This window comes from Mesorhizobium sp. CO1-1-11 (assembly GCF_020164995.1).
Taxonomy (GTDB): Bacteria; Pseudomonadota; Alphaproteobacteria; order Rhizobiales; family Rhizobiaceae; genus Mesorhizobium; species Mesorhizobium australicum.
On sequence record NZ_JAIUHE010000001.1, the window covers coordinates 334,662 to 359,653 of the forward strand.

The following is a 24,992-nucleotide window of genomic DNA, read 5'->3' on the forward strand; positions in this document are numbered from 1 at the left end:
CGGGCCGCTTACGCCGGCAGGGCTGCCGCCGCCGGTTTCTGCAGCCGCCTCAACTCGGCATAGGGAATGTGGCAGCGGATCGAATGCCCCGGCTGGGCCTCGGCGAGCGGCGGCTCCTGCTGTTCGCAGATCGGCCCGATCTTGCGTGGGCAGCGCGTGTGGAAGACGCAGCCCGATGGCGGGTTGCTGGCGCTGGGGATTTCGCCATCGAGCCGGATGCGTGCCGTCTCGGCCTGATCGAGCTTGGGCACGGCCGATAGCAGCGCCTCGGTGTAGGGGTGATGCGGCCCGGAAAAAACGTCCTCCGATGGCCCGATCTCCATGATGCGGCCGAGATAGAGCACGGCGATCTTGTCGGAGAGATAACGCACCACGCCAAGGTCATGCGAAATAAAGATGTAGCTGACGTCTTCCTTGGCCTGCAGGTCGGCGAGCAGGTTGAGGATCGCCGCCTGGACGGAGACGTCGAGCGCCGAGGTCGGCTCGTCGCAGACGACGATACGCGGATCGCCGGCGAAGGCACGCGCAATGGCGACGCGCTGCTTCAGCCCGCCCGAAAGCTGGCGCGGCTTGACCGCCAGATGCCGGTCGGTGAGCCGCACCGAGCGGACGAGATCGTTGAGGCGCGCCTCCAGGGCGGCACCCCTCAAGCCCGCCAGCCGCCTCAGCGCACGGCCGATCAGATGGCGGATCGAATGCGAGCGGTTGAGGGCGGAGTCCGGGTTCTGGAAGACGATCTGCATCGCCTTGACCTGGTCGTCGCCGCGGTTCTCCAGCTTCGGCGCCAGCGCCTTGCCTTCGAGCTCGATGGTGCCGCCCTCGTCGGGAGGCACCAGCCCGAGCAGCAGCCTGGCGAAGGTGGTCTTGCCCGAGCCGGATTCGCCGACCAGCCCGAGCGTCTCACCTGGCCTGAGATCGAGCGAAACGTCCTTGACGGCGCGCAGTGCATGGCCGTGGCTGGCGTAAGTCTTGTTCAGCCCGGCGACGCGCAGCACCGGCGCCGTTGTGGGTTTCGGTGCGCGCACCACGTTGGCGGGCGTGGCACGTGGCAGGGCCTGCGCCTGGTCGTGGTAGTGGCAGCGCGACAGCCGCCTCCCGCGCTCGTCGGTCAGATCATAGAGCGGCGGCAATTCGGTGCGGCAGCGGTCGGTGGCCAGCGCGCAACGGTCGGCGAAGGCGCAGCCCTTGATGTCAGCGCCGATGCCGGGCAGGAAGCCCGGGATGGTGTCGAGCCGGCCCTGGTCCTTGCGCTGGCCGCCGCGCGGCAGGCAACGCAGCAGCGCCACCGTGTAGGGGTGGCGCGGATCGTTGAAGACGACATCGGTCGGTCCTTCCTCGACCAGCATGCCGGCATAGAGCACGCCGACCCGGTCGCACATGTTGGAGACGACGGCGAGGTTGTGGCTGATGAAAAGGATCGACGCCGACAGTTCCTGCCTGAGCTGCGCGATGAGGTCGAGCACCTCGGCCTCGACCGTCGCGTCGAGGCCGGTGGTCGGCTCGTCGAGGATCAGCATCGAGGGATCGTTGGCCAGCGCCATGGCGATCGCCACGCGCTGCTGCATGCCGCCCGACAGCTGGTGCGGATAGCGCTGCATGACGCTTGGCGGATCGGAGATGCGCACGCGGTTCAGCATGGCGATGACGCGATCGGTGGCAGCTTGGCCCGTGATGCCGCCAAGCTCGAAAATTTCGGTCAATTGCCGGCCGATGCGGATCGACGGGTTTAGCGCCTTTCCCGGGTCCTGATAGACCATGGAGACGCTTTCGGCGCGCGCGCGCCGAAGCGCCTCCGCGTCGAGCTTCATCACGTCCTGGCCGTCGAGTGAGATGGCGCCACCCGATATCGAGCCGTTGCGCGGGAGGTAGCGCACCACCGTGAGGGCTACCGTCGACTTACCGCAGCCGGATTCGCCGACCAGCCCATAGGCCTCGCCTTGGCCGATGGTGAGGCTGAGATCGCGCAGCACCGCGCGATTGCGGCCGGCGACCCGGTAGGCGACCGACAGGTTCTTGATATCGAGCGCGTCCTTTGCCTTCCCTGTCGTTGTATTGGTGGGTTCAGTCATTGAAGGCCCCATGCACGCCGTCGGCGGCCAGGTTGACGCCGATCACCAGCGAGGCGATGGCGAGTGCGTCGAACAGCACCGTCCACCAGAAGCCGCCGCCGATCATGCCGTAATTGCTGGAGATGGAGAGCCCCCAGTCGGGTGACGGCGGCTGGATGCCAAAGCCCATGAAGGAGAGGGTAGCGACCGCGAAGATGGCGTAGCCCAACCGCACCGTGGTCTCGACCAGGATCGGCGGGATGACGTTGGGCAGGATCTCGACGAACATCGTATGCAGCGCGCTCTCATGCCTGAGCTGTGCGGCGGCGACATAGTCGAGCTCGCGCTCGGCCAGCACCGCCGAACGCACGGTGCGCGCGATGATCGGCGCGAAGCTCAGGCCGATGACGATGATGACGGTGGTCTTGGATGTGCCCAGCGCGACGATGGCAAGCAGCGCCACGATCACCACGGGGATCGCCATGAATGCTTCAAGGATGCGGCTGACGACATCGTCGACGAGGCCGCGGAAATAGCCGGTGAGCAGGCCGAGCGCGGTGCCGGCGACCGTCGCCAGCAAGGTCGCCAGGGGCGCGACGGTGAGGATATCGCGCGAACCGACGATGACGCGCGAGAACACGTCGCGGCCGATCTGGTCGGTGCCGAACCAGTGTTCGCGCGAAGGCGGCGCCAGCGCGTTGATGATGTCGTCGGCGAGCGGATCGTAGGGGACAAAATGTTCGCCAAACAGCGCGCAGACGACCCAGAACAGCACGATGGCGATGCCGACGAGGAACGTTCGCGAGCGCAGCAGTGAAAAAAAGACTTCGGCCAGCGGGCCGCGGCCCCGCATGTCGTCCTGCGCGGGGGAGGGGGTCTGGACGGCGCTCATTGGTCTGACCCCAGGCGGATGCGCGGATTGAGCACGGAGTAGAGGAAGTCGGCGATCAATGTGGCCACCGCATAGACGATGCCGATGGTGAGGATGCCGGATTCCAGCATCGGAAAATCCTTGCCGCGCGCGGCGGTGAAGATCAGCGAGCCGATGCCCTGGTAGCGGAACAGCGTCTCGATCACGACAAGGCCGCCGATGAGATAGCCGGTCTGGGTCGCGATGACGGTGATGGTCGGCAGCAGCGCATTGCGCAGCACATGGCGCCAGATCACAGTGCGCCAGGGCAGGCCCTTGAGCACGGCGGTTCGCGTATAGTCGGAATCGAGCGCCTCGATCATGCCGGAACGCGCCATGCGCGCGATATAGCCGAACAGCACCAGGAACAGCGGCAGCGACGGGAGGATCAGGTAATAGAGCTGGGTGAAGAAGCCGGCATCCCTGGGCCACGCGGCCGAGATCGGCAGCCAGCGCAGCCACACGCCGAAGATCAGTATCAGGATGATGCCGGTGACGAATTCCGGCAGCACCGTCACCGACAGGCCGCCGAGGCTGATCATGCGGTCGAGCGGGCGATTGAGGTTGAGTGCGGCAATGACGCCGCCGAGGATGCCGATCGGCACCACCAGCACGAAGGCGACCGCCGCCAGCTTCATCGAATTGCCAAGCGCACCGATGACGAAGGGCGCCACCGGCGAGCGGAATATGTAGGAGGTGCCCATGTCGCCCTGGACGAAGTTCGAGATCCAGCTCCAGTACTGGGTGAGCAGCGGGCGATCGACGCCGAGCGTGTGATTGAGCGCGTCGACCGCGCGTTGGTCGGCGAACGGACCGAGGATCGCGCGCCCGACATTGCCAGGCAGGACCTGGCCGCCCAGGAACACCATGATGCTGAGCAGGAACAGCGTCACCAGGGACAGGGACACACGCCGCGCAAAGAAGGAGAGAATGGCTAAGACTCCTTGCAAAGCCAGCCCCCCGGGGGAGCTGGCTGTTTGAGGACTGGCTTTCCCTTTTCGCTTACGCCTTCGATGCCTTTTCGAGGAACAGCTGCGACATGGCTGTCGGTTGCACGCCGGCCACGCCCTTTGCCGTCGCCGTCAGGTAGTCATAGAAATAGCCGAAGATGACAGGCGTTTCCTCGAGCAGAAGCTTCTGGATCTTGCCGGCGTCGGCCTTCTGCGCCTCGAGGTCGAGCGCCGCGATATAGCTGGTCGCCAGCGCGTCGTAGTCCTTGTTCTTGAAGTGCGCGGCATTCCAGGTGCCGTCGCTCTTCAGGGGAGCGGCAAGATAGACATTCGGCACGCCGCGATGGCCATAGTCGGTGATGCCCATCACCGAATCCAGCCAGTTCGATTTGCCGAACACCGCGTCGCCATAATAGGCGCTCTGGTCGAGGATGTTGAGTTCGAGCTCGATGCCGATCTCCTTGACCCAGTTCTGGATGAGCTGGGCATATTCGGGGATTTCGAGATAGCGCTCGGTGGTCAGCGTGATCTTGAAGCCCTTGCCGGCACCGGCCGCTTCCATGAGCTGCTTGGCCTGCGCGATGTCCTGCTTGCGCTGCGGTATGCTCGTATCGGTCGAGGGGTAGACCGCGGCGAATGGGCTGTCATTGCCAAGCGCCGAGCGTCCCTTCATCAGGCCGGCGGCGAGCTTGTCGCGATCGAGGCAGAGCGCGATGGCGCGGCGCACGCGTGCATCCTTCAATGGGCCGTCGTCGCAGCGCAGATGCAGTTGCTGGTGAGCCGACGACTTCAGGCTGATGATTTCGAAGCCCGGATCGTTGAGCAGGGCCACGCCGGCCAGCACCGGCATCTGGTTGATGATGTCGACCTGCCCACCCTGCAGCGCCAGGATCATCGGCTGCACGTCGGTAAAGAAGGTGAACTCGGTACGGTCAGGCAGCGCCTTCGCTCCCCAGTAGTTCTCGTTGCGGACGAAGGAAGCGCCGACCTTCGGCGTGTATTTCTCCACCTTGAACGGGCCGGTGCCGTCGAAGCTCTTCTCGTAGTCGCCCTTGTAGTCCGCCGGGATGATGACGGCGTTGTAATTGTCCGACGAGACCATGTAGGGAAAATTGCCGTTCGGCGCGTCGAGGTGGAATTCCACCGTGTAGTCGTCGACCTTCTTGCTGGCCCCCTTCGACAGGATACCGGTGAACACCGACAGCGCGTTGGACGAGTTTGCCGGATCGGCCAGGCGGTCGATGCTCGCCACCACGTCCTCGGCCTTCATTTCGCCGCCGCTGTGGAATTTCACGCCCTTGCGCAATTTGAAGGTCCAAACCGAGCCGTTGTCGTTCGGCTTCCAGCTCTCGGCCAATGCGGGCTGCAGCACCAGGTCGGGGCCGTCGACACAGAGGAATTCCGCAACCTGCTGCATGATCAGCAGGCCGCCGGCGTCGGCGATCGTGACGGGATCGATGGCTGCCGCCGGCACGCTGCTGGCGACACGGATGGTGGCGCCGGGTGCGCCCTGGGCGCGCGCCAGCGACGGCATGCCACCAAGGCCGGCAGCCGTGGTGATGCCTCCAAGCAGCGGCAGCGACAGGCCAAGCAGGCTGCCATGGCGGATGAAGTCGCGGCGGCTGACACGGCCGTCGACGAGGCCGTCGATCAGGTGATTTTCAAGCGGCGAGCGATTGCGCCGGATCAGGTCGAGAATGCGGTAGTTCTTGATCATGGGTTTAACCCTTCCCCTGTTTCTTATGGTTTGATGAATGCGTTTTTCAGTTGACGAAGTCCGTGGAGTTCTCCTGTCCCGGCCATCAACGATGTCAGTCGCACGGGACTGTAGCATGCGGTTTTTCCTGGTCCATCCGATCCTTGCGGCGCGGGGGTCAGATTTTCTTGAGCAATGCTTCCACCCGTCCGCTCCTGCCGTCGCCATCGATCGCGGCGGCGGACTCTTGTTCTTGAAATACGTGTTCTTTCCCGTGTCGTTCTCCTAGTTCAGCGGCAAACGGCGATATGTCCCTGGCTTGGCCGGGTCGTGATATTTGTTGCAAGGGCCGTTCTCGGCAAAGTCGCGATGGCACGCCGCGAGATTTTCCCGCGACAAGGTGACGCCAAGACCGGGATCTTCCGGGACACGCACCGTATTGTTCCTGGGGCAAAACGGCCCCTCCTCGGTGATGTCCATAGGTTGCATACGAAACAGCGACTGGTTCGGCTCCCGGATCCAGCCCAGGGCCGCGCACAGATGCAGGTAGGCCGCGCTGCCGATGCCGCTGTCGCCGCTGTAGCACCAGAAATCGATGCCCGCGTGCTCGCAGGCGCCGACAAAGCGTAGCATCCGGCCGATGCCGCCATGCGCGGTCGGGTTGCCGACGAATGCATCCGGCACCTTGAGGTCCATGGCGCGCGCGATGTCGATATTGTGGGTCGAGAACGGGATCGAGCAATGGCGGCGCAGTTCGCGCATCTCCTCTGATGTCGCCACCGGATCCTCCCAGTTGCGCACGCCGAGCTCTTCCAGCGGCCGCGCAAGCCGCCGCGCCGTGCTGAGCGAGTAAGCCTGGTTCGAATCGATGCGGATCATCGCATCGTCGCCGAGTTTTTCGCGGATCAGCTCGACCATTCTCAGCGAGATCCTTGGGTCGTCGGTCGAGAATTTTCCTTCGAAGAAGGTCGTGCCGTGTGTCTCGTGCAGTTCCACGCAATAGTCGGCGACTTCTTCCGGCGTCGTCTCGCCCTTGACACCATCCCCATCGCCGCGCAGCGAGAAATAGTCGGTGAACGGGATGTCCTTGCGCACGGCCCCGCCGAGCAACTGATAGAGCGGCTGGTTCCAGGCCTTGCCGCGCAGGTCCCAAAGCGCCATCTCGATGGCGCCGAAGGCCGTGATGCGGGTGCGGTCGTTGATCGACTGCACGCCGGTCCAAAACGGCAGGCAGACATGTTCGGCGCCGGCAATGTCGAAGGCGTCGCGGCCGACCAGCCGCTGGGCAAGAACATCATTGATGATGGCGGCCGCTGCCGGCGTCGGTGCTTCGCCCAGCCCGACAAGGCCGTCCTCGGTCTCGACTTCGACGATAACAGGCGAAAAACCGTCGAGTTCGCCGAACACCCAGGCATAGGGCGCTTCGAGGCGAAGATTGATCGGCGTGGCCTTGATGCCGCGGATCTTCATCTCAGCGCCCAACTTCGAAGAAGGGCTTGCCGAGCAGGTCTGGAACGACGTCGATGCCAAGGCCTGGGCCGGCGGGAATACCCATGCGGCTGCCGGTGACCGGCGGCGCGTTCGACGCGGTGCGCACCGTCACCCATTCATGGAAGGCGATCGCGTGCAGCCGGCGCTCCTCCGGCGTCGACAGCGACAGATGCGCCATGGCGGATGTGTCGATCTCGGCGCCGCCGGTATCCTCGACCGTGATCATGAAGCCGAGATCGACGGCGACGTCACGGATCAGCCGGGTCTTGGTGACGCCGCCGAGCCGCGAGATCTTCAGCGTCAGCCCGTCCGCCGCGCCGAGGCGATGGATTTCCAGCATCGCCTCCAGCGAGGTGACGGATTCGTCGAGCACCATCGGCTTGTCGAGCATGCGGCGCACCGACATGTTCTCGTCGATCGTCGTGCAAGGCTGCTCGAACGTATAGTCGATCGCCCGCGTCGCGTCAGTGAACTGACGCGCCTGGTATGGTGTCCACCCGGCATTGGCGTCGCAGAAAATGACAGTGCCTTTCGGCACCGAGGCGGCGACCGCCATGACGCGCTCGACGTCGTCATGGACATTGCCGCCGACCTTGACCTGGAGCCGGCGGAAACCATCCTCGACGATGCGCTTGGCAAGTGCGGCCATTTGATCGACCGTGCCATGGGTGACGACCTTGTAGAGTTCGGCCGTGTCGCTTTCCCTGCCGCCGAGCAGCGTCACCAGCGGTACGCCGGCGGCCCGCGCCGCCAAATCCCAGCAGGCCATGTCGAGCGCCGATTTGATGTAGGGATGGCCCTTGAACACCGTGTCCATCAGTCGGCCGATGCTGGTCAGCCCGCACGGGTCCTGGCCGATAAGGTGCGGTGCGATCTCCGGCACGCCGGCCCGGGTGCCGGCCGGGAAGGCGGCCGAGTAGAAATTGCCGAGCGGCGCCGTCTCACCCCAGCCGGTGACGCCGCTGTCGGAGGTGATGGAGACGATCACAGCGTCGAAGCAGTCGGCCACACGCCCCTTGGACATGCGATAGGGGCCGTCAACGAAAGGCTGCACGACGTGATAGGCTTTGATGGTTTCGATCTGCACGTGGAGTATCCATTATCCGCGGTGAGGGGAGGGTCAGGCGCCTTTCGACGGGCGCTTTTCGAGGTCGCGCGCGTAGGCAAGAAGCTCTTCGAAATCGTGGTCGATATGCTCGCGTGCGTGGCGCTGGGCGGCACGCATGTCGTCGCTCTTGAGCAGCCGCACATAAGTCTCGTGAACGTCTTCGGCGGGCACGGCTTCGTTGCGTGCCTGCTGGTGCAGGGCGAAATACATCTGCAACCGGCTGGTCAGCCTTTGCCAGGTTTCCAAGAGCACTGAATTGTCGGCCCATTCATGGATCAGGCCATGCAGTTGCAGCGCGGTCTCAATCTGGCGCGTGGTGTCGCGGTCGCGCGTCGCCTGCTTCACCGCCTCGTGGCGCCGGTCGAGCTCATCGAAAAAGCGCTGGTCGCGCAGTTCCCACATCCGCTCGATGGCGAATTCGTCCAGCACCTTGTTGAGCGAATAGACGTCGTCGATGTCCTTGGCGGTGACATTGATGACGAAGGTGCCTGCATAGGGAATGCTGGTCAGTATGCCTTCCTGGACCAGCTCGCGCATCGCCTCGCGCAGCGGGGCGCGGCTGACCCGCATCTGTTCGGAAATCCTGAGCTCGTTGAGCTTCTGGCCTGGCTCGAGCTGACCGGTCAGGATCGCGCGTCTGAGCAGCGCCACGATTTCGGCACGGCGTGTCGTGTCGGCAATCGGACTGAATTCCGTCTTCACCATCCGGCCCACTCCCGCGAGAACAGAGCAGAGACAATCAGATTGTCGACAATCTAACAAGAGGCTCTGCTCGAATTCTTATCTTCGCTTCGCGGCCCGGGCCGGGGTGCGAAGGGCTGGGTCAAGCCGCACGGCCATAGAAGCCGACGCGCTCCTCCTCGCTGAACATCACGCCTGGCTTCTCATAGTAGGAGAACACCGCGATCATCCGTTCGCGTTCACCTTTGACCGTGGTGACACGATGCGCGGTGTTCTTGCCGCGAAACACGTTCAGCGTGCCTGGTTTCATGCGCAGGATCCTGGCGTCGGGGTCACGTCCTTCGAGCAGCCGGGCGACGCCCTCGTAGTTCGGGTTGTCATCCGACCTGAGATCGGTGCGGTATTCGAGGTCGCCGCCGCGTTGCGCCTGCTGCAGCAGCAAGGTGGTGGTGAATTCCGAGCGGTCGAAGTGCCAGTTCAGCGCTTCGCCGGCGCGATAGGCCATGACATTGGTGCGGGCCAGCGGATCCTCCATGACGTGCAGCTTTGCCTTGCCCATCGTCGCCGCGAGGAAACGCACCAGCGGCTCATACTCATAGATCGCTATCACCGTGCTGCCGGGAATTTGGTCGGCGCAGACCGTGTGGCTGACGGTCTCGACCTTGCGCAATGCGGGATGATCGGGCGCCAGTTCGGGAATGCTCGGCTTGAAGTAGATGTTGTGCATGCGCTTGTGGACATGGGATTGCGTGTCCATGACCGGCTTGATCTCCCGCACCGCCTGTTCGGCGACGCCGGGCTTCAACAAACCTTCGAGATTGAACATGCCGTCGGCTTCCAGCGCCGCGATCGACTGTCCGACGAGGCGGTTCCATTCGACGCTGCCTTCACGGTCGAGCGGATAGCGGTCGAGATCGAGAATGTCTTTCATGTCATGTGCTCCAACGTTAGGCACAGAAGACGGCAAAATATTCTTTCTCTCAACACCGGAAATTATTAGGATTGGCCAAGAAAAACTTCAGGAGCCTGATTTGGACCGGCTGCCGCCGCTGAATGCGATCAAGGCCTTCGAGGTCGCGGCCCGGTCAGGCAGCTTCACCTTGGCCGCAGCCGAGCTCGGCGTGTCCTCGGCGGCGGTCAGCCAGCAGATCCGCAATCTCGAAGCCTGGTTCGGCAAGCAGCTTTTCGTGCGCACGGGCAACCGCATCGCGCTGACCGATGCCGGGCACGCCATGTATCCGCAGACGGCGCGCGCGCTCGGCGACATTGCCGCGATCGGCCAGCGCATGCTGGAAGGGGGCCTGAGGACGCGACTAGTCGTCAGCGTGCCGTTCTCGCTTGCCGAGCTGTGGCTGGCGCCGAGGCTGGCCGTACTCCTGGATGCCTTCCCGCATATGGCGATCGATGTGCGAGCCGAGGATGATCCGATCGATCTGGTGCGCCAGAATGTCGACGTGCGCATCAGCTATGGCGACTATCACTATCCCGGCCTGCGGATGGTCCGCCTGGTCCATGACGAGGTGCTGCCGGTCTGGGCATTGCCCTCGGCCAGCGGGTGATGGCGCAGGCCGATCTGGACGCAGGGCGCCTGATCGCGCTGTCATCGGTCTCGGTGCGCCTTGGTCACCCCTATTGCGCCTTCATGCCGCCAGCCAAGGCCGACCGCGCCGACGTCGCCGCTTTGGTCGGTCTGCTCGTGAAAACGGCGCCCGCGACCTGAGAAAAGGTCGGGGCGCCGCGCGGAAACCGGGCCTGCGGGGGAGTCAGGTAGCCGGTTTCTGTGGCAGGGGCGAAATCGGCATTCCGGGGCCGATCTTCTGCAGATTGCCTGTGATCACCTGGTCGCCTTCAGCGACGCCGCTGAGGATGGCGACCATGTCGCCGCTGGTCGGCCCCAGCGAAACGAGCCGCTGGTCGACCGTATTGCCCTTGCCGACGACATAGAGATACTTGCCGAGTTGGCTTGATCCCAGTGCGACCTGCGGCACCATCAGCGCATCGGGCTGTTGTTTGACGTGCAGCCGCACGCGAACATACTGGCCAGGCAAGAGCGTGAACTTGGCGTTGCCGATTGTGGCGCGTGCGGTGATCGTGCCGGTCGAGTGATCGATCGTGTTGTCGATAAAGGTGAGCTCGCCCTTCTGGTGGGCCTCGGTCTCACCGGGAAGCAGGACCTCGACCTCGATCGGGCCGGCGGCACGCGCTTCCTCGATCTGCGCCAGATCCGTCTCGCTCGGATTGAAGGTGACGTAGATCGGATCGAGCTGCACCAGCGTGTTGAGCACGGTGCCGGCAACGCTGACCAGCGTTCCCACGGAAGCCTGGTTGCGGCCCAGACGTCCAGCGAACGGCGCGTGGATTTCAGCGTAGCTCAAATTGAGCTCGGCCGTGCGCACAGCCGCCTGGTTCAGCGCCAGCGACGCCTGCGCCTCGCGCAAGGTGCTGGTGCGCTGGTCGAAGCTGTCCTTGTCCAGGTAGCCGCTCTTGGCGAGTTCGGTACCGCGGCCGAGATTGGAACGTGCATAATCGAGGGTCGCCGTGTCGCGCTGAACCTGTGCCTTCGCCTGGTCGAGCGAGGCCTGGAAGTCATCGGGCGAGATCCTGTAGAGCAGGTCGCCTTGCCGCACGTCGGCGCCGTCTTGCGCCGTCTGTTCCTGCAAATAGCCGGGGACGCGTGCCTGCAGCGTGATGCTGCGGATCGGCTCGGTCCGCGCGGCATAGTCGAGATAGATCGGGATCGTCTTCTTGACCACGTTCGCCACCGGCACCGGCATGACGAACGCTGCTGGAGCCGGCGCGGCCCCGGCCGTGCCGGCATTCAGGCTGAGATTGCCCATGTCCAGCAGGTGGACACTGGCCACCGAGATCGCACCCAGCGCGACAGCCGTTCCCAACGCGATTTTCCATTTACGCATAATGATTCTCCAATCTTATTCGGCCGCTTCCGCCAGGGGAGGGAAGGCGGGTTTGGCCGCTGGCTCAGTGTGTTGAGAAGCGGGCTCGTCGCCGCCGCGCCGTTCGCGCAGCTGTTCGATGACCGCGTAGAAGACCGGCACGAACACCAGCGACAGGATGGTCGCGGCGACCATGCCGCCGAACACGGTGGTGCCGATGGACTGGCGGCTGGCGGCACCCGCACCGGTGGCGATCATCAGCGGCACCACGCCGAGGATGAAGGCAAACGCGGTCATCAGGATCGGCCGCAGTCTCAGCCGGGCGGCCTCCATCGATGCCTCGACGATGCTGAGGCCTTCCTCGCGCCGCCGTCTTGCGAACTCGACGATCAGGATCGCGTTCTTGGCCGCCAGGCCGATCAGCATGACGAAGCCGATCTGCGAATAGACGTCGATCTGCATGCCGCGCACCCAAAGTGCGGCGAACGCGCCGAACAGTGCGAGCGGCACGGCCAGCAGCACCATGAAGGGCATCGCCCAGCTCTCGTACTGCGCCGCCAGGATCAGGAAGACGAAGACGATGGCGAGGGCAAAGACCACCGACGCGATCGACCCCGCCTTGAGCTCCTGGAAAGTGATGCCGGTCCATTCGAAACCGAAATCCCTGGGCAGCGCGGTCGCCGCGGCCCGTTCCATGGCGGCGACCGCCTGGCCCGACGAATAACCGGGAGCGGCGCCGCCATTGATGGTGGCCGAGGCGTTGTTGTTGTAGTGCGGCACGGTTTCCGGGCCGACGAACGGCACCAGTTTCCCCAACGTGCTGAGCGGCACCATGCCGCCGGAGGCATTGCGCACATAGAGCCGTGAAATGTCGGCTGCACCGGCACGTGAATCCTTGTCGGCCTGGATGGTCACCCGGAAGGTGCGGCCAAACAGGTTGAAGTCGTTCACGTAGAGCGAGCCGAGATAGATCTGCAGCGTGTTGAAGACGTCGGGCAGGTTGAGGCCGAGCAGCTTCGCCTTGGCGCGGTCGAGATCGTAGTTGAACTGCGGCGTCGAGGTCGAGAACGGCGAAAACAGCTGCTGCGGATTGATTTCAGGCTGCTTGCGGGCCTCGGCGATCACCGCTTGCGTGGCGTCGTTGAGGGCCGTGCTGCCGCGGCCGGTGAGGTCCTCGACGACGAATTCGAAGCCGCCCGTGGTGCCGATGCCGGGGATGGAGGGTGGATCGAAGGAGAGCGCAAAAGCCTCCGGAATCTGCATCAGCTTGCCACGCACGTCGCCGACGAGCTTCGAGGCGCTCTGGTCGGGGCCACGCTCCTCCCACGGCTTGAGGATGGCGAACTCGACCGCCGAGTTCGACTGCGCCGCGCTGGTGAGGAAGTTCAGGCCGCTGATCGAGCCGACGATGTCGACGCCTGGCGTTGCCTGCAGGATGTCGCGCGCCTTCTGTGCCACTGCATCGGTACGCTCCAGCGAAGCGCCGTCGGGCAGCTGGATGACGACGAAGAAATAGCCCTGGTCCTCGACCGGAAGGAAGGTCGAGGGCAGCTTTTGCCAGACGAAGTAGGTGGCGACCAGGCCGGCGGCGAAGAGGCCAAGCATGATCCAGCGCAGCCGGATAAGGATGCGCACGCCATTGGCATAGGCATGCGACAGTCTGTCGAAGCCCGTATTGAACCAGCGGAACAGGAAGAATTGCGTTTCGCCGCGATGGCGCAGGAAGGCTGCACTGAGCGCCGGGCTGAGCGTCAGCGAGTTGAAGGCGGAGATGCCGACGGAGATCGCCACCGTCAGCGCGAACTGGTTGTAGAGCTTGCCGGAGACACCGGGAATGAAGGCAACCGGCACGAACACCGCCATCAGCACCGCGGTGGTCGCAATGATCGGGCCGGTGACCTCGGCCATGGCGGCCTTTGTCGCCGCCAGCGGTTTCAGTCCGGCCTCGAGCTGTCGTTCGACATTCTCGACCACGACAATGGCATCGTCGACGACAAGGCCGATCGCCAGCACCATGCCGAGCAGCGAGAGCATGTTGAGCGAGAAACCCATCATCTCCATGATGACGAGCGTCGCCACCAGCGACACCGGAATGGCGATGGTCGGAATGATGGTCGTGCGCCAGCTCTGCAGGAAGATGAAGACCACGGCGACGACGAGCACCAGGGCTTCGCCAAGCGTGATCAGCACGTCATGCATCGAGGCCGAGACGAAGCGCGTCGTATCGTAGTGCATCGCATAGTCGACGCCCTTGGGAAAACGGGCCGACAGTTCCTGCATCTTGTCCTTGACGCGCTGCTGCAGATCGAGCGCGTTGGAGCCGGGCATCTGATAGACGGCGAGCACCACGGTCGGGTCCTTGCCGAAAAAGGCCGAGGACGAATATTGCAGGGCACCAAGCTCGATACGGGCGACGTCGCGCAGCCGCACCAGCGAGCCGGTGTCGGTGTTGGCACGCACGACGATGTCGCCGAATTCCTTCGGGTCGCTCAACCGGCCGACGGCGTTGACCTGCATCTCGAAGGCGGTGCCGGCGGGCGCCGGCGACTGGCCGATCTTGCCGGCCGCCACCTGGACGTTCTGTTCGGCGATGGCATTTTGCACATCGACCGCGGTGATGCCGAGATTGGCGAGCTTGTCCGGATCGAGCCAGACGCGCATCGAATAACGCCGTTCGCCGAAAATCTGCACGTCGCCGACACCAGGCAGCCGCTTCAGCGGATCCACCACCTGCAGATAGGCAAGGTTGGAGAGCGCCACCGGATCGACCGAATGGTCGGGCGAGGTCAGGTTGACGATGAGCACGAAGTTCGGGTTCTGCTTCTTGATCGTCACGCCGCCCTGGTTGACGATCGCCGGCAGCGACGAGGCGGCCTGCGAGACGCGGTTCTGGACGTCGACGGCGGCCGTGCTCAGGGAATAACCGACATCGAAGGTGATGGTGATGGTCGACGAGCCGTCATTGGAGCTCGTCGAGGACATGTAGGTCATGCCTTGCACGCCGTTGATCTGCTGCTCCAGCGGCGTCGTCACCGTGTCTGCCACCACTTGCGCGCTGGCGCCCGGATAGTGGGCGCTGACGACGACTTGCGGCGGTGTGATGTCCGGAAACTGCGAGACGGGCAGCAGGAAATAACAAATCGTGCCGGCGAGGACCATGATGATGGCGATCGCCGAGGCGAAGATCGGACGATGGATGAAGAAGTTTACCACGACACGCACGCCTCTCCGGCCGCTCTTGCCCGCCCGAAGGCGCTGGCGACCCTGGACAACTGCCCGCGCCCGTCCCGGGACCCTTCCCGTGAACGCAGCAACGGCACCTCGCGACGCTGCCCATCGGCAAGCGAACGCAACATGTTCTCGAACGCGCGGGGGTCGACCCCGTCTGCCTTCATGACCAGCCGGATCATCGGATCCCGGACGGCCTCATCTATGGTAAGATCGCGGCGCTGTGGCATTGGCCGGCTCCTTGTCTGTCGATTCGCAGCCCGTGCTCACGAACCGTTTTTCATCTCTTCACCGGCCGAGGCCGCATGATTGGCAATCTTTTCGTCCATCTCGATCTGGTAGGACCAGTTCACGACCTTGTTATTGACGACGGACGATATAGGTGTTACCAGTAAGTAACATTCTGGAAGTTACAGACCGGTAACACCCTAGTCAAGAGGTGGCCGAGGGTTTTTTGGAAACGAAAGGAGATCATGATGACAGACGGCGTCGTGGAGCGCTCTCGTCCCCGGGATCGGATTCTGGAGACGGCGCGTGACATGTTCCACAAGCACGGCATCAAGGGCGTCGGCGTCGACGCCATCACCGAGGCTGCCGGCACGAACAAGATGACGCTCTATCGTCACTTCGAATCCAAGGACGAACTGATCGTCGAATGCCTGCGCGCCAACGCACTGAAAGCTGGCGCGATGTGGGAAACGTTCGAGGCCGAGCATCCGGGTGACAAACTCGCTCAACTTCATGCCTGGGTTCGCAAGGCCGCCGCCATGCTCAACACCGACGGCCGTGGCTGCGACATGGCCAACGCCGCCGCCGAGCTGACCGAACCCGATCATCCGGCAAGGCGCGTCATCAAGGAACTCAAGGAAGCCCAGCGCGAACGCCTGGTCGGGCTCTGCCGGGATGCCGGCATCGGCCAGGCCGAGCTTCTCGCCGATACGCTGTCGCTGCTGTTTGAAGGTGCGCGGGTCAGTGTGCAGACCGTCGGTGCCGAGGGCCCGAGCACGCAGTTCGTGCGGATGGCTGAAGGACTGATCGTTTCCTTCCGGGGCACTGCCGCCGGTTAAGTATTGCCGTGGCTGCTGGTGATTTTGCGGTCGCGTGACCGAAACGATGTCTGCTGCCCTATAGGCAGCACGCTATTTCCCGTTGACTGAACGAAAAAAGCCCGCTGCCGGGAGGAGGTGGCAGCGGGCTCGATTTCGAATGTGGCGCGGGAGGAGGTGCACCCCATTCAGCGTCGGCATCGCATCTGGGAGGAGTAGATGGCCGACAACCAGAACGTACGAGTTGCCCAATGATTCGGCAACAATGAATTGTGCATAGCTGCTGTGCAGATTTGCAGGGGCGGTCAGGTTCCCCAGGAGATGCGGGATCTCACTGCACGGGTACGTTTTCCCGGAAGATCAGTCGCGGCTCGATGAATTTGCGGGTGAGATAGGGCGCCGATGATGCGATCGAGCCGAGCAGTTGGATCACCGACTGCTCCGCGATCAGCCTGGCGTTCTGGTCGATGACGACGTCGGCGAGGTCGTCGACGAGGTAGCCGCGTGTCTCCCTGGTCAGGTCGTGGCAGATGAAGACCGGCTTGCGGTTGGGCCTGGTTTCCCGGATCGCCTTGGCAATGCCGGAGCGCCCGGCGCCGACACAATAGATGCCGAGCAGTTCCGGCTCGTTGCGCAACGCTTTCATGGTTGCGGCATAGCTGGCGTCGGGCTCGTCATTGATCTCGACGGCGCTGCTGACGGTGAGGTTGGGAAACTCCTCGCCAAGCACGGAGCGGAAGCCCATCTCGCGCTCTTCATGGCCGCGATAGGAACGCGAACCGACGACCATCGCCAGCTGCCCCTCGCGGCCGCCGAGAAAGCGTCCCATCAAAAGTGCCGCCGTCCGTCCCGCCACGCGGTTGTCGATGCCGACATAGGCCGAGCGGGGAGCGGCCGGAATATCGGACACCAGCGTCACCAGCCGGATACCGGCCTCGACCATGTCGCGCAGGATGTTGCGCGTCCTGGGATGATCGACCGCGATGACACCGACGCCGTTGGCGCGCAGCGACAGCTTTTCGACCGCGGTCTGCAAGGCATTGGGCGAGATACCGGCGAGATTGTGAATCCGGCAGGACGCCACCAGCGGCAGGCGCGAGGCGTAGTCCTCGATGTGCTTTGCCAGGTCGTGCATGAAGTCGTTCGAGCCGATCGGCAGGAAGAATTCCAGGTTTGCGGGCCTCGAGGGAAGCGTCACCTGGTCGGCGACCGGCAGATAGCCGAGCTGCTTGGCGGCCTCCATGACGCGTTGCCGGTTGGCGGCACTCGCTCCGGGCCGGTTGTTGAGCACCCTGTCGACCGTCGCGGTCGACAGCCCGCAGTTCCTGGCGATGTCGGAGACGGTAGCCTTCATGCCGCAACCCTACACGTCGCTTCGTACGTCCTCAGTGCGCCGGCTTGCCGTCGGCGAGGGCGTCGCGGATGTCCTTGTCCGACATGCCGGTGATGATGCGCTCGACTTCCGTCACGGTTGTCGTCTTCGGATCGATGTCGTCGGCGACCACCTTGCCCCTGCGCATGACGACGATGCGGTCGACCACCTGGAAGACATGGTGGATGTTGTGCGCGATGAAGATGCAGGAGTGGCCGGAATCGCGGGCGTTGCGCACGAAGCTGAGCACGCCTTGGGTCTCCGCCACGCCGAGATTGTTGGTCGGCTCGTCGAGGATGATCAGGTCGCTGTCGAAATGCATGGCGCGCGCGATCGCGACCGCCTGCCGCTCGCCGCCGGAGAGCGAGCCGATCGGTGTCGTCGGCGGGATGTTCTTGGAGATTCCGACCTGTTTGAGCAGATCGCGCGCAACCGTGTTCATGGCGTCCTGGTCCATGCGGTTGAGGAAGCGCGGCGGCTTGATCGGTTCTCGACCCAGGAACAGGTTGCGCGCGATCGACAATTGCGTGACCAGGGCGGAGTCCTGGTAGATAGTCTCGATGCCGTGGGCGATGGCGTCGCTGGTATCGCGCAAGGTGACCTTCTTGCCGCGGATGAAAATATCGCCGCTGGTCAGCGGCACCGCGCCGGAGAGAACCTTGATCAGCGTCGATTTGCCGGCGCCATTGTCGCCCAGAAGGCCGACGATCTCACGCTCGTTGACATGGAAATTGGCGTCCACCAGCGCCTGCACGCGGCCATAGGACTTGCGGATGTTGTGCATGCGGATCAATGGCTCGGCCATGGTTCAAGTCCCCGCCTGGTGCCGGCGTTCCAGCCATGAATGCAGCGCCATCATGCCAAGGATGATCGCGCCGATGAAGATGTTGTAGGCAAGGCCGGGCACGCCGATCAGCACGATGCCGTTGCGCATCACGCGCAGGATCAGGATGCCGAGCACGGTGCCGATGATGGTGCCGCGCCCGCCGGTGAGTGCGGTGCCGCCGATCACCACCATGGCGATCACCTCGAGCTCGTAGCCGGTGCCGCTGTTGGGGTTGGCGGCGGATGTGCGCAGCGAGGAGATGACGCCGGCAAGCGAGGCCATGACCGACGACAGGACGAACAGGCCGACCTTGACGCGATTGACATTGACGCCGCGGGCACGCGCCGCGTTGGGATTGCCGCCCGCCGCCTGGATCCAGTTGCCTGTCCGGCTTTGCGTCAGGACAAAGCCGAGCGCGATCGCCGCGGCGATGAACCAGAACAGCGACATGTAGATGCGGAACGGCCCGATGAAGAAGTCGCCGACCAGAGCCTCCGCCAGCCAGCTGCCTTCGGCACTCCAGGTGCGCTGCGGAAACCCGTCGGTGATGAAAAGCGCGCTGCCGCGCACCACCAGCAGCATGCCGAGCGTCACCAGGAAGGACGGGATCTTGAGCTGCGTGACGAACCAGCCATTGACCAGGCCGATCAAGGCGGCAACCACCAGCGCGACAAGGAAGCCCATTTCCAGCGAGGTGACGCCGGCATTGAACAGCGTCCACATCAGCACGGGCGAGAAGCCGAACAGGGACCCGACGGAGAGGTCGAATTCGCCCGAAGTCATCAACAGCGTCATCGCCAGCGCGATCAGGCCGAGCTCGACCGTGAAGGCCAGCGTGTTGGAGATGTTCTGCGGCGACAGGAAGTCGTGGTTGAAACCCCAGAAAACGGCGATCTCCACGATGAGCAGAATGAAAGGTCCGAATTCCGGCCGCGCGATCAGGCGTTGGATGAGCGAATGATTTTCCACTGGGAACCCGCGACATGGTTGGGACGGGCCGCGAGCTCCACCGCATCGGGTGGCATGCCACGGCGCAGGAAGATATCTGGCGCCGTGCGAAAACGCGCGGCGCCAGGGGATCGCGGATTATTTGCCGGACAGGATCTTGTCGTAGACCGCCGCGGTGTCCTTCTCATAGAGCGCGCCGGTGATGACGTTGAAGCCCGGAGGAATGCCGCTGGCCGCCATGTTGGCGAGCGACAGCGCCACATAGCTGGTCGCCTGCGGATCCTGCCACTGGCCGGCATTGACATAGCCGTTCAGCACTTCCTGGGTGGTGTCGAGCGAGTTGCCCCAGCCGACCACCGGAATTTCGCCCGGCTTGACGCCGACCTGGTCGAACACGCGCTTGATCGAACCGGTTACGAGGTCGCCCAGGCCGATGATGGCGTTGACCTTGCCCTTGTGGGCGGTGAGGTAGTCGACCATGCGGTTGATCACCTCGGCCTGGTCGAGCGTCGCTTCGGTCACTTCATAGGTGATGCCGAGCGGTCCGAAGACGCTCTTGATGCCTTCTTCTTCCTGCACGCCGTAGGTGGCGCCGGGGATCTCGACCGGCATCCAGACGAAGTCGCCCTTCTTCACCAGGCCTTTGTCGACCAGATATTGCGCCCAGTGCTTGCCGAAAGTGACGTTGTCGCCGCCGACATAGGCGTTGAAATTGGCCTTGGGATCGGGCGTGTTGAAGTTGATGATCGGGACGTTGGCCGCGCGCGCTTCCTTGACGATCTCGACCAGGCTGCCCGGATCGGGGCTGGTGGTGACGATGCCGTCGGCCTTGGCCGAGAGGGCGGCACGGACCGCCTCCTGCTGCGAAGCGACGTCGCCATTGTGGAACGACGTGTTGACGGTGTTGCCGGTGTCCTTGGCCCATTGCTTGGCGCCGGCGAGGAAGTAGGTCCAGACCGGGTCGGCCGGCCCGCCATGTGAAATCCAGTAGAACGTCTTGGCCTGCGCGGCTGCCGGAATGATCGTCAGCGCGATCAGCAGGCCGTAGAGCACAAGTCTTAGTCTCGTCAGCATTTGATTTCCTCCCGGTTGAAGATGATCCGTCCCTTGTTCCGGCTTCAGCCGGATTGCGTCTTTTTGCCAGCGCCGCTCGGATACCTAAGAGCATTCCCTTTTTCGGCGAATGGCAAGCCTCCCTCTGCAGATGTAGTTGGCGCCTGACGCGGCGCCATCAGCAACCCCATCAGATCGCATCAGTCTGGATGATTTTTCCCGGGCAGTCGGATGATTGTCACAGAGAGCTCAGCCGGGCGGACTATCCCGATCATGTCCGGGCGGTCACGGGAGGGGGAAAGCCCCCAAAAGCCGCTTAGAGCAGGCCGGCCTTGGCGAGGTCGCGCATCAAATGGCTGGCGCCGTAGGTCCAGTGCGGGCAATCGGGCGACAGCCGCACGCGGTTGACCAGCGCGCCGAATTTCTCCGACGAGATGGTGACGATGTCGCCGACCTTGTGCGTGAACCCCTTGCCCTTTTCGCCGCGATCCTTCGACGGCACGAACATGGTGCCGAGATAGAGCGCCAGCCCGTCCGGATACTGGTGGTGCGGGCCCATGGCCGCGGCAACCAGCTCCTCCGGCGAGCGGCTGATCTCGGCCATCGAGCTCGCCCCCTCCAGCGAAAACCCGTCCTCGCCCTCGACCTTCAGGCGCACGACGGCCTGCTTCACGTCGGCGATGGAGAACGTGTCGTCGAACAGCCGGATGAAGGGGCCAAGCGAGGCCGAGGCGTTGTTGTCCTTGGCCTTGCCGAGCAGCAGCGCCGAACGCCCCTCGACGTCGCGCAGATTGACGTCGTTGCCGATGGTGGCGCCGACGATCCTGCCGCTCGATGCGGCGATCATGGCGATCTCCGGCTCCGGATTGTTCCAGGTCGACACCGGATGCAGGCCGACATCGGCGCCGAAGCCGACCGAGGCCATCGGCTGGCACTTGGTGAAGATCTCGGCATCGGGGCCGATGCCCACTTCCAGATATTGCGACCAGGCGCCGCGCGAAATCAGCTTGGCCTTGATCTCCATCGCCTCTGGCGAACCGGGCTTGAGCTTCGAAAGATCATGGCCGATCAGGCCCGCAATGTCGGCGCGGATGGCGTCGGCCTTGTCGGCCGAGCCACGCGCCTGTTCCTCGATCACCCGTTCGAGCAGGCTGACCACGAAGGTGACGCCGGAAGCCTTGATCGCCTGCAGGTCGACCGGCGACAGCAGAAAGGGTTTTGCCCGGTCGCGCGTGGCTTCGAAACTGTTGGACGCGATATCGTCGAGTGAACCGATCGGCTTGCCCGTGGCCGAGCGCACATGGCCGGCCGGGTCGGCCAATTCGCAGACGTCACGCACGGTGGGCGCCGCGCTGGATGTGATGTCGAAGACGGTGCCGTCGCGCACCGTGACGACCAGGGGGTGCGAGGCATCGCCGCTCCTGGCGCGGCCGACAAACAAGCCTTCAGCGGGCAGATGTGTCGGGTTGGTCATGAGTTGGGTTCCTCGTTGAATCGAAAATGCTGGCCCGGTCGGCGCGGCACTTTCGCCGGATTTCATTCAAAGGTCTATCCCATCCAAGCAGTCGAGCGGTGGCCGCGAATATGCCGACTGGGTCATCCACGATGTCCGGATGTCAAGGACATCACCGGGCTTAGGGTCCGGTTACTCGAACTTGACTCAGAGAATTGTTCGTGTTCTGTTCTGGGCGCCAGAACAGAACGGAGGCGTTCCTTGGCGAGCGTATAGGTGTTCCTTGGCGAGCGTATAGGTAATGTACCAAGACGAACTAGATTTCGGAATTCCAGAACCGCCAAGGCGGCCCAAAAAACCGGATCGTGTCTTCTTCGGCGTGTTTCTGCAGGCAGGGGATTATTCTAGGTTTGCTGATTGTCAAAGCCGACTATGCCACAAATTTGGCATAGCCGGCTCACCGCTGATACCGGAGCGTTTTCATGTCAGCCAGCAGCATGTCGGGGACTACAAGCGGCTGCGGTCGAAAATCATCTTTGCGGCCACCCGATCGGGGCAGCGCGTCGTGATGCCTGCTTTTGAGATCACCTTTCGCCACGCCAGGAGCTTTCCTGGCCGTCCGGCGACAAGAGGCCGACCGGCCAAGCACCCCTTCGTGCTTGTGGCCGATGACGGACCGGTTTGTGAACTGAGCGGGAATCTCGGCGCCGAAATGCTGCGTCAAGGCCTCAAGGCGTCAGACGGGTTCGTCCCTCATCTGACCCTTGCCTATGACCAGAAACTTATCCCACAACTGCCGATCGAGCCGATCAGCTTCGTGGCGCGGGAGTTCATTCTCGTGCACAGCCTGCGCGGGCTGACGCAATATGATTTTCTGGAACGTTGGCCGCTGATTGCGATGTAACGAAGGGGCCGCTGGTTCGCGCGACACCCCATCCTGACAGGGTCATGTCAGCTATCGACCTGTCCGCGATGGCAGGTCCGCAAGCGGTTCCCTACTTGCAATGCGTCTGAACAGGAGGAACAAAAATGACCGTCACGGAAATCGCCAAGGAGTTCACCGAACTTCTCAAGCAGGGCAACAACGAAGGTGCTGCCGAAAAATACAATGCCGACGATATCGCCAGCTACGAAGCGATGGAGGGACCGATGGCCGTCAGTCACGGCAAGGAGGCCCTCAGGCAGAAAAGCCAGTGGTGGCAAGAGAACCACGAAGTGCATGGCGGCTCGGTCGAGGGCCCTTATGTCAACGGCGATCAATTCGCGGTGCGCTTCACCTTTGACATAACGCCCAAGGCCACCGGCGAGCGTGTCACCATGGATGAGGTTGGCCTGTACACGGTCAAGAACGGCAAGATCACCGAAGAGCGCTTTTACTACTGAGGCCGGAAATCGGGCCTTCCTAGCTTTGCTCTCTTTGCGGCAAGGTTGAAAATGAGCACGGCGGCCAGAGGATCCTCTGGCCGCTGGGGGCGTTCAAATCGTCTTCACATACTGCGCAAGTTGATCGGCCACCGTGCCCCAGCCGTCGAAGAAACCCATCTCTTCATGGTTGTCGCGGGTGGCTTGGTCACGGTGAATGGCTGTAGCGGCATAGCGCGTACCCTGGCCATCCGGATGGAGCGAAATGACCGCGGTGATGAAAGGCTCCCCCGAGGGTCGATAGCCGGGCAGCAGCGCATCCGTCCACACCAGCCGCTCGTTGGGCACGATTTCCAGATAGCAGCAGTGGCGGTCACTGACCTCCTTGCCGTCGGGCGACTGCATGCGTGTCCGAAACAGGCCGCCCGGTCTGAGGTCGATCTCGCAGTCGGTGATCAGCCATGGCTTCGGCGTGAACCACTGCCTGACATGCTCAGGTGTCGTCCAGGCTCGCCAAAGCAATTCGCGCGGCGCATCGATTACGCGCTCCAGCGTCAGGTCCAGCCGGGGATCGGGCTCGAAGGAATAACTCATTTTTCCTGCTCCTTGAGGGTCATGACATAGGCATCGAACCGGTCGAGGCGGCGTTCCCAAACTGTACGCTGTTCGGCCAGCCAGCTTTCGGCGAGCTTCAACGGTTCAGGCGCAAGCTCGTAAGTCCTGACCCGTCCGGTCTTTTGCGAACGAACCAGCCCGCAGCCTTCGAGAATCTTGAGATGGTCGATGAAGGATGGCAGGGCCATATCGAAAGGCTGGGCCAGTTCGCTGACCGAAGCAGGGCTCCTGTTCAGCCGCTCCACCACGCGCCGTCGCGTCGGGTCGGCAAGCGCGCGAAAAATGCCGTCGATCGGCGGGAGGCTTGGATTTGCACTCTGGAGGCTGGTCATCGATCGGTCCCGGGTCGTCAAAAAGCGACTAGAAACACTTAGGTAATTTCCTTAGTGTTGGCAAGCGCCAAATTTCCGGCAACGCTGACCAAGCTGCTGGCCAAGCGGGAAGGGCGGTTTTAGGCTGCGAAACGGATTCGACTGTCAGCCCAAGGGAAGAGCACTTTGACGATCACCATGTACGGCATCACCAATTGCGACACGATCAAGAAGGCGCGCGTCTGGCTGGAGAGCCATGATCTTCCCTATCGTTTCCACGACTATCGGGCAGAAGGGATCGAGGCGGGCAAGCTGAATGGCTGGGTCGGCAAGGTCGGTTGGGAAAAGCTGCTCAACAAGGGCAGCACGACGTTTCGCGAACTGCCGGAGGCGGACAGGCAAGGCCTCGACGAGAAGAAGGCGAAAGCGCTGATGCTGGCCAAGCCGACGATGATCAAGCGGCCGGTGCTTGAGGTCGGCGATCGGGTGGTGGTTGGCTTCAAGCCGGAGGTTTATGAGCAGACGGTGGGGAAGTAGGCGGAAGCGTCGCGCCGTCCGATCTCCACCCTGGTGGGGGAGATGTCCCGCAGGACAGGGGGGCGCTGTCCCGCCTGTTTGCGAAGGTCCGAGCGCCTCAACTCGCGCTCAAATACTCCGCCAGCGCCACCGCATTATTGTGCGCCTCGTCATGCGCGCCATAGAGCAGCGTTACCTTGCCCTCGCCAAGCAAGCCGCGCAGCTGCGCAACCGCCTCACCATTCCCGTCGAGCTCAGCCCCGTACCGCTTCCGAAATTCCACCCAACGTGCCGGCTCGTGCCCGAACCACTTCCGCAACTCGTCGCTCGGCGCGATCTCCTTCAGCCACAGTGCCAGCGCGGCATGCTCCCTGCTGACGCCGCGCGGCCAGATGCGATCAACCAACACCCGCTGCCCGTCATCGGCAGCGGGCGGTTCGTAAATCCGCTTGACCATCAGGTCGAAAGCCATTCGACCTCCCTA

Annotated in this window: 24 protein-coding genes; 6 read left to right on the plus strand and 18 right to left on the minus strand. The window is 63.3% G+C overall.

Annotated elements, in window-relative coordinates:
• Window positions 1-8 precede the first annotated feature (8 nt).
• The 8 genes from LB554_RS01595 to LB554_RS01630 form a co-directional block, all read right to left on the minus strand.
• Window positions 9-2,069: an ABC transporter ATP-binding protein gene (locus LB554_RS01595; RefSeq protein WP_224582859.1), complete on the minus strand. Its 2,061-nt coding sequence runs from the start codon at window positions 2,067-2,069 to the stop codon at window positions 9-11.
• Entirely contained in the window at window positions 2,062-2,940 is an 879-nt protein-coding gene (locus LB554_RS01600) for an ABC transporter permease (RefSeq protein WP_224582860.1), read from the minus strand. The genes LB554_RS01595 and LB554_RS01600 overlap by 8 nt, the downstream gene beginning before the upstream one ends.
• On the minus strand, window positions 2,937-3,890 hold the full coding sequence (locus tag LB554_RS01605; protein ID WP_083883283.1) for an ABC transporter permease: 954 nt from the start codon (window positions 3,888-3,890) through the stop codon (window positions 2,937-2,939). The genes LB554_RS01600 and LB554_RS01605 overlap by 4 nt, the downstream gene beginning before the upstream one ends.
• A 70-nt stretch (window positions 3,891-3,960) precedes the next feature.
• A complete protein-coding gene (locus LB554_RS01610) occupies window positions 3,961-5,625 on the minus strand; it encodes an ABC transporter substrate-binding protein (RefSeq protein ID WP_015318889.1) in 1,665 nt (554 codons plus the stop codon).
• A gap of 264 nt (window positions 5,626-5,889) precedes the next feature.
• Entirely contained in the window at window positions 5,890-7,074 is a 1,185-nt protein-coding gene (locus LB554_RS01615; RefSeq protein ID WP_140823363.1) for a mandelate racemase/muconate lactonizing enzyme family protein, read from the minus strand.
• Between the two features lies 1 nt (window position 7,075).
• Window positions 7,076-8,182, minus strand: coding sequence for a mandelate racemase/muconate lactonizing enzyme family protein (locus LB554_RS01620; RefSeq protein ID WP_140823362.1), 1,107 nt, complete (start codon window positions 8,180-8,182; stop codon window positions 7,076-7,078).
• Between the two features lie 33 nt (window positions 8,183-8,215).
• Window positions 8,216-8,908: a GntR family transcriptional regulator gene (locus LB554_RS01625; RefSeq protein WP_140724693.1), complete on the minus strand. Its 693-nt coding sequence runs from the start codon at window positions 8,906-8,908 to the stop codon at window positions 8,216-8,218.
• A 118-nt stretch (window positions 8,909-9,026) separates the two neighbouring features.
• Window positions 9,027-9,815 carry a 2OG-Fe(II) oxygenase gene (locus LB554_RS01630; protein WP_140788060.1) on the minus strand — a complete coding sequence of 263 codons (789 nt, stop codon included), beginning with the start codon at window positions 9,813-9,815 and terminating at the stop codon, window positions 9,027-9,029.
• A gap of 100 nt (window positions 9,816-9,915) precedes the next feature.
• Between LB554_RS01630 and LB554_RS01635 the strand changes: the two genes are divergently transcribed.
• A complete protein-coding gene (locus LB554_RS01635; RefSeq protein WP_224582862.1) occupies window positions 9,916-10,443 on the plus strand; it encodes a LysR family transcriptional regulator in 528 nt (175 codons plus the stop codon).
• Entirely contained in the window at window positions 10,443-10,604 is a 162-nt protein-coding gene (locus tag LB554_RS01640; RefSeq protein ID WP_224582864.1) for a hypothetical protein, read from the plus strand. Before LB554_RS01635 ends, LB554_RS01640 begins: the two co-directional genes overlap by 1 nt.
• Before the next feature lie 43 nt (window positions 10,605-10,647).
• Here the strand turns inward: LB554_RS01640 and LB554_RS01645 are convergent, their stop codons facing one another.
• On the minus strand, window positions 10,648-11,799 hold the full coding sequence (locus tag LB554_RS01645; RefSeq protein ID WP_015318882.1) for an efflux RND transporter periplasmic adaptor subunit: 1,152 nt from the start codon (window positions 11,797-11,799) through the stop codon (window positions 10,648-10,650).
• A 15-nt stretch (window positions 11,800-11,814) separates the two neighbouring features.
• Window positions 11,815-14,991, minus strand: a complete 3,177-nt coding sequence (locus LB554_RS01650; protein ID WP_140661637.1) for an efflux RND transporter permease subunit — start codon at window positions 14,989-14,991, stop codon at window positions 11,815-11,817.
• Between the two features lie 491 nt (window positions 14,992-15,482).
• On the opposite strand from LB554_RS01650, the gene LB554_RS01655 reads away from it, so the two are divergent.
• Window positions 15,483-16,073: a TetR/AcrR family transcriptional regulator gene (locus tag LB554_RS01655; protein WP_015318879.1), complete on the plus strand. Its 591-nt coding sequence runs from the start codon at window positions 15,483-15,485 to the stop codon at window positions 16,071-16,073.
• Between the two features lie 310 nt (window positions 16,074-16,383).
• On the opposite strand, the gene LB554_RS01660 is transcribed toward LB554_RS01655, so the two are convergent.
• The 5 genes from LB554_RS01660 to LB554_RS01680 form a co-directional block, all read right to left on the minus strand.
• Window positions 16,384-17,406, minus strand: a complete 1,023-nt coding sequence (locus LB554_RS01660) for a LacI family DNA-binding transcriptional regulator (RefSeq protein WP_015318878.1) — start codon at window positions 17,404-17,406, stop codon at window positions 16,384-16,386.
• Window positions 17,407-17,437: 31 nt separating this feature from the next.
• A complete protein-coding gene (locus tag LB554_RS01665) occupies window positions 17,438-18,229 on the minus strand; it encodes an ATP-binding cassette domain-containing protein (RefSeq protein ID WP_015318877.1) in 792 nt (263 codons plus the stop codon).
• Between the two features lie 3 nt (window positions 18,230-18,232).
• A complete protein-coding gene (locus tag LB554_RS01670; RefSeq protein WP_140661452.1) occupies window positions 18,233-19,219 on the minus strand; it encodes an ABC transporter permease in 987 nt (328 codons plus the stop codon).
• 117 nt (window positions 19,220-19,336) lie between these two features.
• Window positions 19,337-20,272: a substrate-binding domain-containing protein gene (locus LB554_RS01675; protein ID WP_140788064.1), complete on the minus strand. Its 936-nt coding sequence runs from the start codon at window positions 20,270-20,272 to the stop codon at window positions 19,337-19,339.
• Between the two features lie 295 nt (window positions 20,273-20,567).
• Window positions 20,568-21,725 carry a fumarylacetoacetate hydrolase family protein gene (locus LB554_RS01680; RefSeq protein WP_140788066.1) on the minus strand — a complete coding sequence of 386 codons (1,158 nt, stop codon included), beginning with the start codon at window positions 21,723-21,725 and terminating at the stop codon, window positions 20,568-20,570.
• 280 nt (window positions 21,726-22,005) lie between these two features.
• On the opposite strand from LB554_RS01680, the gene LB554_RS01685 reads away from it, so the two are divergent.
• Window positions 22,006-22,608 carry a 2'-5' RNA ligase family protein gene (locus LB554_RS01685; RefSeq protein ID WP_224582865.1) on the plus strand — a complete coding sequence of 201 codons (603 nt, stop codon included), beginning with the start codon at window positions 22,006-22,008 and terminating at the stop codon, window positions 22,606-22,608.
• A 125-nt stretch (window positions 22,609-22,733) separates the two neighbouring features.
• Window positions 22,734-23,087, plus strand: a complete 354-nt coding sequence (locus LB554_RS01690) for a SnoaL-like domain-containing protein (RefSeq protein WP_015318872.1) — start codon at window positions 22,734-22,736, stop codon at window positions 23,085-23,087.
• Between the two features lie 93 nt (window positions 23,088-23,180).
• Here the strand turns inward: LB554_RS01690 and LB554_RS01695 are convergent, their stop codons facing one another.
• Window positions 23,181-23,660, minus strand: a complete 480-nt coding sequence (locus tag LB554_RS01695; protein WP_224582866.1) for an SRPBCC family protein — start codon at window positions 23,658-23,660, stop codon at window positions 23,181-23,183.
• Window positions 23,657-24,013 (minus strand): ArsR/SmtB family transcription factor, encoded by a 357-nt coding sequence (locus tag LB554_RS01700; protein ID WP_141906572.1) that lies wholly within the window; start codon window positions 24,011-24,013, stop codon window positions 23,657-23,659. The genes LB554_RS01695 and LB554_RS01700 overlap by 4 nt, the downstream gene beginning before the upstream one ends.
• Before the next feature lie 165 nt (window positions 24,014-24,178).
• Here LB554_RS01700 and LB554_RS01705 point away from each other — a divergent pair, with 165 nt between their 5' ends.
• A complete protein-coding gene (locus tag LB554_RS01705; RefSeq protein ID WP_224582867.1) occupies window positions 24,179-24,529 on the plus strand; it encodes an ArsC family reductase in 351 nt (116 codons plus the stop codon).
• Window positions 24,530-24,626: 97 nt separating this feature from the next.
• On the opposite strand, the gene LB554_RS01710 is transcribed toward LB554_RS01705, so the two are convergent.
• Window positions 24,627-24,980 carry a DUF488 domain-containing protein gene (locus LB554_RS01710; RefSeq protein ID WP_224582868.1) on the minus strand — a complete coding sequence of 118 codons (354 nt, stop codon included), beginning with the start codon at window positions 24,978-24,980 and terminating at the stop codon, window positions 24,627-24,629.
• Between the last annotated feature and the right edge of the window lie 12 nt (window positions 24,981-24,992).

Coding starts and splice junctions, on each gene's coding strand:
- LB554_RS01645 (WP_015318882.1), bottom strand. CDS start 11,799: ATGCGTAAATGGAAAATCGCGTTGGGAACGGCTGTCGCGCTGGGTGCG.
- LB554_RS01710 (WP_224582868.1), bottom strand. CDS start 24,980: ATGGCTTTCGACCTGATGGTCAAGCGGATTTACGAACCGCCCGCTGCC.
- LB554_RS01595 (WP_224582859.1), bottom strand. CDS start 2,069: ATGACTGAACCCACCAATACAACGACAGGGAAGGCAAAGGACGCGCTC.
- LB554_RS01690 (WP_015318872.1), top strand. CDS start 22,734: ATGACCGTCACGGAAATCGCCAAGGAGTTCACCGAACTTCTCAAGCAG.
- LB554_RS01695 (WP_224582866.1), bottom strand. CDS start 23,660: ATGAGTTATTCCTTCGAGCCCGATCCCCGGCTGGACCTGACGCTGGAG.
- LB554_RS01630 (WP_140788060.1), bottom strand. CDS start 9,815: ATGAAAGACATTCTCGATCTCGACCGCTATCCGCTCGACCGTGAAGGC.
- LB554_RS01680 (WP_140788066.1), bottom strand. CDS start 21,725: ATGACCAACCCGACACATCTGCCCGCTGAAGGCTTGTTTGTCGGCCGC.
- LB554_RS01665 (WP_015318877.1), bottom strand. CDS start 18,229: ATGGCCGAGCCATTGATCCGCATGCACAACATCCGCAAGTCCTATGGC.
- LB554_RS01655 (WP_015318879.1), top strand. CDS start 15,483: ATGACAGACGGCGTCGTGGAGCGCTCTCGTCCCCGGGATCGGATTCTG.
- LB554_RS01640 (WP_224582864.1), top strand. CDS start 10,443: ATGGCGCAGGCCGATCTGGACGCAGGGCGCCTGATCGCGCTGTCATCG.
- LB554_RS01675 (WP_140788064.1), bottom strand. CDS start 20,272: ATGCTGACGAGACTAAGACTTGTGCTCTACGGCCTGCTGATCGCGCTG.
- LB554_RS01600 (WP_224582860.1), bottom strand. CDS start 2,940: ATGAGCGCCGTCCAGACCCCCTCCCCCGCGCAGGACGACATGCGGGGC.
- LB554_RS01610 (WP_015318889.1), bottom strand. CDS start 5,625: ATGATCAAGAACTACCGCATTCTCGACCTGATCCGGCGCAATCGCTCG.
- LB554_RS01685 (WP_224582865.1), top strand. CDS start 22,006: ATGTACCAAGACGAACTAGATTTCGGAATTCCAGAACCGCCAAGGCGG.
- LB554_RS01625 (WP_140724693.1), bottom strand. CDS start 8,908: ATGGTGAAGACGGAATTCAGTCCGATTGCCGACACGACACGCCGTGCC.
- LB554_RS01700 (WP_141906572.1), bottom strand. CDS start 24,013: ATGACCAGCCTCCAGAGTGCAAATCCAAGCCTCCCGCCGATCGACGGC.
- LB554_RS01615 (WP_140823363.1), bottom strand. CDS start 7,074: ATGAAGATCCGCGGCATCAAGGCCACGCCGATCAATCTTCGCCTCGAA.
- LB554_RS01660 (WP_015318878.1), bottom strand. CDS start 17,406: ATGAAGGCTACCGTCTCCGACATCGCCAGGAACTGCGGGCTGTCGACC.